The sequence below is a fragment of the Flavobacterium sp. genome (assembly GCF_028689845.1).
Classification (GTDB): domain Bacteria; phylum Bacteroidota; class Bacteroidia; order Flavobacteriales; family Flavobacteriaceae; genus Flavobacterium.
Window position 1 is genome coordinate 10,330 of record NZ_JAQVCH010000039.1, and the last position, 9,964, is coordinate 20,293.

General features: G+C 33.9%; 12 protein-coding genes. 2 read left to right on the top strand and 10 right to left on the bottom strand.

Annotated elements, in window-relative coordinates; all coding sequences use genetic code 11:
• Window positions 1-181: 181 nt before the first annotated feature.
• From PHR76_RS11870 to PHR76_RS11885, 4 genes are read right to left on the bottom strand one after another with little or no spacing between them, the layout of a single operon-like run.
• A complete protein-coding gene (locus PHR76_RS11870; RefSeq protein ID WP_300062904.1) occupies window positions 182-1,387 on the bottom strand; it encodes a DUF4350 domain-containing protein in 1,206 nt (401 codons plus the stop codon).
• Window positions 1,388-2,149 carry a DUF4129 domain-containing protein gene (locus PHR76_RS11875; RefSeq protein WP_300062907.1) on the bottom strand — a complete coding sequence of 254 codons (762 nt, stop codon included), beginning with the start codon at window positions 2,147-2,149 and terminating at the stop codon, window positions 1,388-1,390. It lies immediately after the preceding gene.
• Window positions 2,139-3,083, bottom strand: coding sequence for a hypothetical protein (locus PHR76_RS11880; protein WP_300062910.1), 945 nt, complete (start codon window positions 3,081-3,083; stop codon window positions 2,139-2,141). Before PHR76_RS11880 ends, PHR76_RS11875 begins: the two co-directional genes overlap by 11 nt.
• Window positions 3,084-3,086: 3 nt before the next feature.
• Window positions 3,087-4,064, bottom strand: a complete 978-nt coding sequence (locus PHR76_RS11885; protein WP_300062913.1) for a stage II sporulation protein M — start codon at window positions 4,062-4,064, stop codon at window positions 3,087-3,089.
• 20 nt (window positions 4,065-4,084) lie between these two features.
• Here PHR76_RS11885 and PHR76_RS11890 point away from each other — a divergent pair, with 20 nt between their 5' ends.
• Window positions 4,085-4,828 (top strand): RDD family protein, encoded by a 744-nt coding sequence (locus tag PHR76_RS11890; protein ID WP_300062916.1) that lies wholly within the window; start codon window positions 4,085-4,087, stop codon window positions 4,826-4,828.
• A 121-nt stretch (window positions 4,829-4,949) separates the two neighbouring features.
• Window positions 4,950-5,552 (top strand): trimeric intracellular cation channel family protein, encoded by a 603-nt coding sequence (locus tag PHR76_RS11895; protein WP_300062919.1) that lies wholly within the window; start codon window positions 4,950-4,952, stop codon window positions 5,550-5,552.
• 341 nt (window positions 5,553-5,893) lie between these two features.
• Here PHR76_RS11895 and PHR76_RS11900 read toward each other — a convergent pair whose 3' ends face one another.
• The 6 genes from PHR76_RS11900 to PHR76_RS11925 all read right to left on the bottom strand — a co-directional run bounded on the left by PHR76_RS11900 (window position 5,894) and on the right by PHR76_RS11925 (window position 9,789).
• Window positions 5,894-6,106: a hypothetical protein gene (locus PHR76_RS11900; protein ID WP_300062922.1), complete on the bottom strand. Its 213-nt coding sequence runs from the start codon at window positions 6,104-6,106 to the stop codon at window positions 5,894-5,896.
• A gap of 64 nt (window positions 6,107-6,170) precedes the next feature.
• Window positions 6,171-6,332, bottom strand: coding sequence for a hypothetical protein (locus PHR76_RS11905; protein ID WP_300062925.1), 162 nt, complete (start codon window positions 6,330-6,332; stop codon window positions 6,171-6,173).
• 354 nt (window positions 6,333-6,686) lie between these two features.
• Window positions 6,687-6,986, bottom strand: a complete 300-nt coding sequence (locus PHR76_RS11910; RefSeq protein ID WP_300062928.1) for a phosphoribosylpyrophosphate synthetase — start codon at window positions 6,984-6,986, stop codon at window positions 6,687-6,689.
• A gap of 85 nt (window positions 6,987-7,071) precedes the next feature.
• Window positions 7,072-7,743: a flavodoxin reductase gene (locus tag PHR76_RS11915; protein ID WP_300062931.1), complete on the bottom strand. Its 672-nt coding sequence runs from the start codon at window positions 7,741-7,743 to the stop codon at window positions 7,072-7,074.
• Window positions 7,744-8,300: 557 nt separating this feature from the next.
• A complete protein-coding gene (locus tag PHR76_RS11920) occupies window positions 8,301-9,041 on the bottom strand; it encodes a succinate dehydrogenase/fumarate reductase iron-sulfur subunit (RefSeq protein WP_300062934.1) in 741 nt (246 codons plus the stop codon).
• Window positions 9,042-9,531: 490 nt separating this feature from the next.
• Entirely contained in the window at window positions 9,532-9,789 is a 258-nt protein-coding gene (locus tag PHR76_RS11925) for a hypothetical protein (protein ID WP_300062937.1), read from the bottom strand.
• Window positions 9,790-9,964: the final 175 nt, after the last annotated feature.

Sequence of the window (9,964 nt, forward strand, 5' to 3'; positions counted from 1 at the left end):
ATCCATATCTATCCATTTCGACGTAGTCGACCCACAAATCGGTGAGAATCTTTTAAATCCCCACAATCCGCGTTCCATCCTATAGAACCTTATCCAATTATAACATATTCATTTCGACGTAGTTGACTTATTAATTTATGTTCCATCTACAACTTTCACCTACTAAATTCATTTCCCTTCATTATTTCGTTGTGTCTAAAATCTTCTCAATCACCCGATTCAACTCCACCAAATCCGCTTCAGAGCTTTTAAATGTTTTGCGTTGTCTTTTAATCAAGAGCACGACTTTCTCAATTAATTGACGTTCTTTTCCTGTTTTTTGGTTTACTTTCTTGATAAATTCTTCATCTAAAATTTGTGTGTCAATCAAATAATCATGTCTAATTTTTTCTAAAAAATAGATAATTTTCTTCTCCATTATCGTATCATGATTCCCTTCTTGAAAATATAAATTTCCAATTGTTTTGGTAAAATCGACCGTTGTATTGGCCAGCGGTTTAATAATCGGAATAATACGTTGTTTTCGTTTAGCATTGAAAATCATAAAGATAATCATTCCGAGTAAAAATAAATACCAAGCCCATTTTAAACTTTCATGGCTTAAAATAAACCGGAGTGGCGAATTTGAAACACCGTATTTGTTAACTTGATTGGGATACCAAAACAATTTTCCTTTCGGGATGTAAGACAAAACGTGTTCTGCATACGCAGCATTTTTATCTTTTAGAAGATAGTAATTCGTAAAAGCCATGGGTTGCAAATGCAAATAAAATTGACCATCACCATAATTAACTTTGATGAAATTGACTTGTTGCTCTTTTTCGATTTTTTGATAACCTAAAACCGTTGTGGTTAGCGTATCAAATTTAGAAAAATAATAACCATTTGCTCCAATTTTCATGGGATAAGAAGTTGTATCGAGCGAAGGATTACTCAGTTGAACAGTCATTTCGTTCTGAAAAAACTTATTTTTATATTCAAATTTTAGAGAATCTTCCAACGTGATTGAAAAATTAGACATGCTTAAAAAAGCCGTATTTCCATGACCTACAAAGGTTAACAATTCGTCGGTGGAGGATTGATCGATAAAATAATCTTCGGCAATTGCCAGAAAAGTTCCTTTGATTTCATAGGAATTAACCAACGTATCATAATCATAAAACGAATCGAAAAACTCATACGGTGTGGTCTTGATGGTTTCAAGGGTATCGCCTTTAAAAAAAGTGTCTTTTTCAGTATCAAACACATATAATCCAAACGGAATTTTAGCATTTACGTCAAAACTAGGCGACCAATTAATTGGTTTTGGCCGATTGGCATCCACCACAATAATGAGCACGAGAAGTGCCACCAAAAATGCTACATATATTTTTAGTGTTCGATTCATCTAAAGGGATTGGATTGTTTTTTCAAAAGCTGCCTTTGCTTTTTGAAAGGTTACTTCATCTAGTTCAAATTCGCCATACCAAATGTAATCATACAAATAGGAAACATACTCAAATTGAGTTCTGAACTCCAGATTTTTAATTTCATAAAGATAATCAGTATTGGTTTTTTCTACATCCCATTCGATAAGGCTTTTTTCTGCCATTTTTTTCAAAAGCCAGAGGTAATAATAGCGAATACTCAATCGCATTTCACCCGATTTCAGCGTATCTTTAATCAGTTTTTCAAAGTCTACTAAATGGATATTTTTTTCAATCTCTTCATAGTTAATCACTTTTTTATCCGATGATTTTCCGAAAATCCATTGTCCTTCGCCATTCATAATCGATTTTACAATTAAATAGATTACAAAAACGAGCAATAAAATGGCTACTGCTTTAATCAAAATCTCAACAAACTGCATGGAAACCGTATCGTTACTGAAATTGAACAATCGTCTAAAAAAATCGGCTAACCATTCTTTAAACCGTTCCCACCAATTGGTTTCGCTTACTTTTTGTTCATAAATAAAATCGTCGTCTTGGTATTTTTCTTTAAAAGTAGTTTCAAAAGTGCGTTGTTCAACCAAAGAAGTATCAACTTGAATATCGCTTTCGGTATACTTTATTTTTTCAAACGCTTCGGTTTCCATAACCAGCGTATCTTGACCCAAAACCTGGAGACAAGCAAAGAAAAAGACAAGTAACAATCCTTTATTCCTCATCGGTACCAATTAAATCAATGTCGCTTAAAACGGATATATTTTCATTTTCATCTCGCAAACTATAATAAATGATACCTGAATTGACCACCATTATATTGTTTAAAATAAAACTGGCTAAAATACTAATGCACATGACAACAACCATCATAATGCCGAAAAATGATAACGAATCGGCTTCTGGACTGCCTGAACTTTGTACATCGGTAAACAGTTGAATCATTCCAAAAATATACGGAATCGCAATAAATATCGAACTGACGGTTTGAATAATAACATACATCACGATAGTGGAGCCGGTGATGGGCCAAAAGTTTTGCTTGAGTTTTTTTAATCCTCTTCCAAAAGCTTCAAAAACGCCAATTTCTTCATTTAAATAGTCATAAAAACTCATTTGGATGAAAACGATTAATGCAGGAAGTATTATAAATGCAAGGGGAATTCCGATTACCACAAAAAACAGCGCAACAAGCAACGCCATAATAAGTAAACCTACGGTTAAACTCAATCCGATTAACACCAAAAAAAAGAGAATCATTTTTCCTAATTTGGCTTTTAGCAATTGAATCATTTCGCGTGTTGCAAAATGAGGCCCTTTATTTTTGGCAAAAAGCTGTAAATAGATAATTGGATAACTGTAACTAATTAGCGAAACAAATAATAAAACGATTATAAAAAAGAAAAAGATGCCAATGATTAATCCAATGTTATTGTTAAAATAATCTTCTAAAAAGTTAGGAACGTTGGTGCCGATACTCGAGAAAATAACTTCAAAATAAACTTTAAATAAAAAATAGGTTAAAACCAATAAAATCAATAAAAGAGCACCATTAATAATAAAATAATGGGTTAGAAAATGCTTCCCGTTTTCTTTAAAAAAAGTAAAGGTGTCACTGATATAATCGCTAAATTTTCGTTTTTTAAACAGTTGAAACATGGGTTAAATTTTAGAGTGAATAGCCTTCATTTTTTTATGGACGATAAACGGAAAAACTAAGAAATAAAACGAAATTAGACTTAGCGTTCCAAAGATGATAAAAACATTCAGCCAATTGGGCATTTCTAGGGCATAACGCGTTACAAATCCTTCTAAAAATCCTGCGGCAATGGTAAACGGAATGGTGCTCAAAAAAATCTTTAAACCGTCTTTAAATCCTATTTTAAACGAATTCATTCGCGAATAGGTTTTTGGAAATAGGATGGAAGCTCCTAAAATAAATCCAGCTGCCGTTTCAATCACTATGGCAAAAATCTCCATCGAACCATGAATCCAAATGCCTTGTACACTTTCCCAAAAAACGCCTTGTTGATAGAAAAAGTACTGAAACGAACCCAACATTATGCAGTTTTGAAGCATGATGTAAAATGTTCCAATCCCGAGAAAAATTCCCCAAATAAAACATTGCACCCCAACATACAAATTATTCATGGTGATGGCAATAAATCCGCCCCAATTGCTTCCGCTTTTATAGACGGCGACAGGGTTTCCGTCTTTGATGTTCGCTAAGGTCATGTTTACATACTCATCGCCTAAAATCAGTCGAACAAAGTCTAAATCATATTTAGCGGAGAGCACGCCTATGCCGGTGCACAAAAAAAAGAGTACAAAAGCATAAACCAAGTAGCGGCGGTATTGATAAACGATTAAAGGCACTTCTTCCGAAAAAAAATAAAGAATTCGGTTTTGTTCGGTTCGTTTGGTTTTATATATTTTTTGATAAATTTGCGAAGCAAGATGATTTAAATACACAACCGTCTTACTTTTAGGGTAATAGGTTTGTGCATACGACAAATCGTTGACCAAATGGATATATAAACTAGCCATTTCATCCGGATTTTTGTTAGCTTTACCAAAAATAGCTTGTTCAAATTCAAGCCATTTTTCTTTATTTTGCTTTATGAAGGCGACTTCTCTCATCGTTTGCTAAAATATAAAATATGTCAGAATTATCCATTACGACTACCCAAAATGTGAATATAAATTTTACAGCGGCTTCTGTGGCCGATAGAATGTTGGCTTATTTGGTTGATTTACTGATAAAATCAGCCTACTTCGTAGTAGTTTGGGGAATTGTTTTTTACAGTCTAGGCTTCAATCAGCGAATGGCAGGACTCGATACTTGGTCGTATTATGCCGTGGTTGTCATTTTTTATTCGCCCGTACTTTTTTATTCGTTACTTTTTGAAAGTTTATTAGAAGGTCAAACCTTAGGAAAGCGTTTACTAAAAACAAAAGTGGTTAAAATTGATGGATATCAAGCATCATTTGGTGATTATATTATGCGTTGGCTTTTTAGAATTATCGATATTAATTTAAGCGGAAGTATGATTGGCTTAATCGCAATGATTACGAGCAAAAAAACGCAACGTTTAGGCGATATGGTTGCGGGAACAGCCGTGATTAGTCTAAAAAATAACATCAATATTAACCATACTATTTTAGAAGAAATAGATCAAGCTTATGTGCCGACTTATCCGTTAGTGATTAAATTGAGCGATAACGACGCTCGAATTATCAAGGAAACCTTTCAAAATGCCGTTGTAAAAAGAGATTATAAAACCTTGATAAAATTGCGAACAAAAATTGAAGAAGTAACCGGAATAAAAAACACCTCCGGAAATGACACCGATTTTATTCGAACCGTTTTAAAAGATTATAATTTTTATACACAGAATATGTGAGTCGAAAGTTGAAAGTCAAAAGTTTATACCCATAACCTAAAACCCACAACCTACAACCCACAACCTCCAACCTCCAACCTCCAACCTACAACCTAAAACCCCCAACCTAAAATCTAAAAAAATGTTTCATTTACTTGATATTATCGGAACAGTTGCCTTCGCCATATCGGGCGTGCTAACTGCATTTCACAAAAAATTAGATCCTTTTGGCGTTTTTATCATTGCTTTTGTCACTGCTGTCGGAGGAGGAACGCTTCGTGATGTGTTGATTGGGCAGACGCCTGTGATGTGGATGCAAAACATTTTGTATGTCTACATGATAATTTTTGGTTTTTTCTTGGCGTTGGTTTTTAGAAAAAAATTGGATAGACTCCGAAAATCTTTATTTTTATTTGACACCATTGGGCTTGGTGTTTTTACGTTAATTGGATTAGAAAAAGGAATTGCCATTGGTTTGCATCCTGTTATTTGTATTGCGTTAGGAACCATGACTGCGTGTTTTGGGGGTGTTATTCGCGATATTTTGTGCAATGAAATACCCATTATTTTTAGAAGAGAAATTTATGCCACGATTTGTATTATTGGCGGATTGCTTTTCTTTGGATTAAAATATTTTGAGTTTAATAAAGATGTACAATATTTAGTTACGATTTTGGTCATTATTTCTATCCGATTATTTGCCATAAAATATAAATGGTCGTTACCCTCGATAGGGAATGGCTAGTTTACATACGGTTTTTTGAACAATATCTTCAAATCTAGATTGAATTAATCATATAATTTTTACATTGATTTATGTTATGATTAGGGATTAATTTTAAAACTCATTATTTGAATGAAACCACACGAAAGGATTGGAGTTTGAGCGGTTTTGTGGGGTAACGGCGAAAGCTAAGTTTCTGCGAAGATATGAGACTTCGTAGAACGGATGATGACTTCGGTGGCTATTGCTGTTCGGGTTCCTTTGAAACCTTTATGGGTTACGTTTGCGTCTTTGAGTGTGTTGGCAAAATCAATAATGGTTTCTAGTTGTGTTACGCTTGTTCGTTTGTCAGCTATTTCGGTTTAGAGTGCGGGTGATAGGTTTGTTTTGAAATGGTATAAAAGATTTATTAGTCTTTCTTTTCCAATTTTTGGTTGCTTTTTAAGTTTTACAGCCTGGTTTATAAATCCAATAACAAGATTTTTGGCAACATTTATCCTTGCATTTTCATTGTAGTAATCGAATATATTTAGAGTTTTTTTAGAAAAATCATTCCAGTAAACTTCTAACTCCATTTCTCTATTTCAAAAATTAATTTGCTGCTTTCAGTCAACCTTCCATTTTAGAATCTTCAGTAGATTAATCAATTCTTTTCTGAAACTCTTTCACTGTCATTGGTTTCAATTCAGAATTATTATCGGTTTCTTTCTGTAACAGTTTTTCTAAATGAGAGACCGTCTTCTCACTTTCTAATTTGAGAAACTCTTGAATGAAGTTTAGTTTTCTAGTTTGCAAGTCCATTTTTCTTTTTTTTTCAAAATTGCAAATTTACTTCAAACGTTAGTTCTTTTTATGTAGATTTTTAGGAAGGTTGCTGCCTACGTTTCGCTTGTAACCATCAGTCGCTGATCAAAGCGAACTGAGTTCTTTATGCCAAGATAAATATAATTCGAACGGTAAGTATCAATCTATCATGTAATTCACCATTTTTAGAAGCTGTTGTTAACAAATGGCAATTTTACAAAATTTCTTCTCCAATAAATTCGCTAATTCTAACTCTCGATGTTCGGCTATTAGGTTTAATTAGCACGTGAAAGGATTCGCGTGTTATGGGGGTTGGTGGCTGGTTTTATTTATTCTTTCAAATTACTCTTTTCATTTAGTACACCGCATTCTTACTGATTGCATAAAATTTGTAATCTTGGTATCGTTATATATACCATAAGCATCTGCCAAAGTTCCTTTTTCTCTATCGTTGGTTATAATGGCATAAAGAATTGCATTGTCATCAGGGTCTGATTCACCTTCAAAACGATAAAAGTGAACCACCTCAACCTCATCTGACTGAAATATTTTTTTTGTCGTCAATGAAGATAACCCTTGTTCTGTGACTTTGAATTGGGTTTCAAATCCTAACGAGGTTAAATGACCAAGAACGTAGACTAAAGTCTTCATATTTACTTTTTCGGGTGCTATCTCTTTGTCTTTCATTCGGTTAATTTGTATTTTGTTTGATATTGTAGATAAATAATGTGCTGATTTAAAATGCTTCTTTGATGATTGATTTTTCACTTACCTGCAAATTCGCTAATTGTTTTTCTATCGCATCCATCATTGGCGGAGGTCCACATACATAAAATATTTTGTTTAATCCTTCGCTGCTTGTTTTTATAAGCTCTTCAGTAATTCGCCCATTCGCATACCCATTCACCTTTTCATCCGATAAAATATTGATGAAGTTATTGCCTAATAATGTATTAAATTCTTCTTCAAGTATAATATCGGCTTTTGTTTTATTGGCAAAAATGAGCTTGTTATTCGCAATTTCATTTTTTGATTGAAGATGTCTGAAAATAGATATAAACGGAGTAACTCCTGCTCCTCCCGCAATAAATACACCCTCACCTTTGTATGCAATTGCTCCAAAGACATCATGCAAAATCAACTCATCATTCTTTTTTAATTGTAAAAGCTCGTTGGTTACCCCTTTATGATCAGGATATGTTTTGATGGTAAATTCAAGATAATCGTTATCGGGAAGGCAAGTAAAAGTAAATGGTCTTTTTTTATCCTCCCATCCTTCTTTATTTATTGAAATTTCGGTGGCTTGTCCTGGTGTAAAGTTATACTGCGGAGGTTTATCGGTAACAATTTTCAATACATCCGGAGTGACTTTATCAACTGATTTTATTTTTACAATACGTGTTTTCATGATATTTTATTTTTATGATTTAATTTATTGGGGTATATAACCTTCATTAATTTTAAGAGTTTGTTTAATATTGCTAGTTACATTTGGCTCAAGCCGCAACATTCCACTGCACACGCCCTACATGCTTCTGCACATCTTTTGCAGTGCTCCATGTAGGAATATTTTTCGCACTCCTCTGCACATACTTGACAAATCTCGTGACAAAGTTTAGTAATTTGTCGTACGAACTCTGTTCCACCAGCCAATGTTTGCATTGCTAAATCACAAACTGCTGCACAATCACGCTGCAAACGTATAGAGTGACTTAGCATCTTAGTCTCAACCTCATTCAAATCCAAACTTGCACTTGCACTATAGTTACATTCTATTGCACATGCCGAAAGTGCTGCGATAGTTCTTTGAAAACTTTTATGTCTCATTTTTTGATTTTTAAATAGTACTTAAAAATATCTGAACTTTTTAAACTCCTACAAGAAGACTTTTCATTTTATTGGTGCAAATATTAAACAGAACGATGTGATTTTAGTTAAACAGGCTTTACCTGGTAATTTAATTTATCACTTTAAATTAGCGATTTTTAATTCTCTGTTCATGCGGGCGATGCTGACTAGCGTGATGCCCTTTGGGCAAACTGCCTCGCATGCACCAGTATTGGAACAACTACCAAATCCTTCCTTATCCATTTGAGCAACCATTCTTTGTACTCGCATTGATCGCTCTGGTTGTCCTTGCGGAAGCGATGCTAGATGAGATACTTTGGCAGAAACAAACAGTACAGCTGAAGCATTTTTGCAAACTGCAACACAAGCACCGCATCCTATGCAGACCGCATTTTCGAACGCCGTTTCAGCATCAGATTTAGGAACAAGTATGTTATTTGCATCTTGTGCTGCACCTGTATTTACTGAAATGTAACCGGCTGCTTCAATAATTCGGTCAAAGGCAGAGCGGTCTACAACCAGATCTTTTATAACTGGAAATGCTTTCGCACGCCATGGCTCTATTGTAATGGTATCGCCATCCTTAAAGGAACGCATGTAAAGCTGGCAAGTAGTTGTAAGTTTATTAGGTCCTCCAGGACGTCCGTTGATGTACATACTACACGTCCCACAAATACCTTCTCGGCAATCGTGATCAAAAGCAACAGGCACTTCTCGTTTAAGAATGAGTTGTTGATTCAGTACATCAAACATTTCAAGGAAAGACATTTCAGCAGCTATATCGCTTATCTTGTAGGTAACAAGTTTCCCAATTTCTGTGTTATTTCGTTGTCTCCAAACTTTTAGTGTGAAATTCATAGTAAATAAAATATTTCAGAGTTCGTAAAATCTGTGATTAAACTTGCAATCCTAATAATTGTCTGATTGCTGTGTTAAATTATCCTTTATCATATCATATGTCAAATAAAGATACTTGTCAAGTAGTGTTTTGCGGTAGCGAAGAGCGGAAAATGATATGTTAACATTTGGCAATAACTAAACAAAGTTCGATATTTATAATGGAATATGTATTACACAACTTTTGAAATGAATTGTATAATTCACACACTATAAGAGAACTAGTGAAAGAATTACGGATATTTCGCTCTTTTGCTTTTGCCTTTCGTGTTGGTTTGTGCGGTGGAAAATACTTTAAAACTTTGTGTTGGCTTATGTGTCGGATAACTGTTCAGAGCCAGGTCGAGTTACAGCGAAGTTATTTTTTTAAACCATTCAGTGCAGTAAGATAATTAAGGTTGGGTTTATTGATTGGAAGTTTAGAGACTAGGAAGTGCTGGGTTTTATGTTGTTATTTATGTTGCTTTTCATGACAAGAATTACAAATTGAAACTAGCCATTCTATCGGTTCTTTACCAATGTTATATTTTGCATATCTATTATGATGAACTTGGGTAGCTTTTGCACCACAGTAGACACAAAGCCAATTGTCTCTTTTCATTACTACATAACGTTTACGTTGCCAAGCATCAGATTTCAAATAATCATTTCGATAATAATCACGACGTCGTTTACGATTAACTTCAAAAATCCATTTTTTTAATGCCAATGAAATTAATAATATTAATAATAAAATTCATTGTTGTCCGATAAAACAAAATAAAAAAGAAGCCAAATTAATGGCTTCTTAAAACTTATCGTAATTTAGAGTTGCAAAACAAAAAAAACGATGAGTAAAAGTACATATTTTTCTAGTAAATCCGTTTTCGGACAGTTGATTTCTT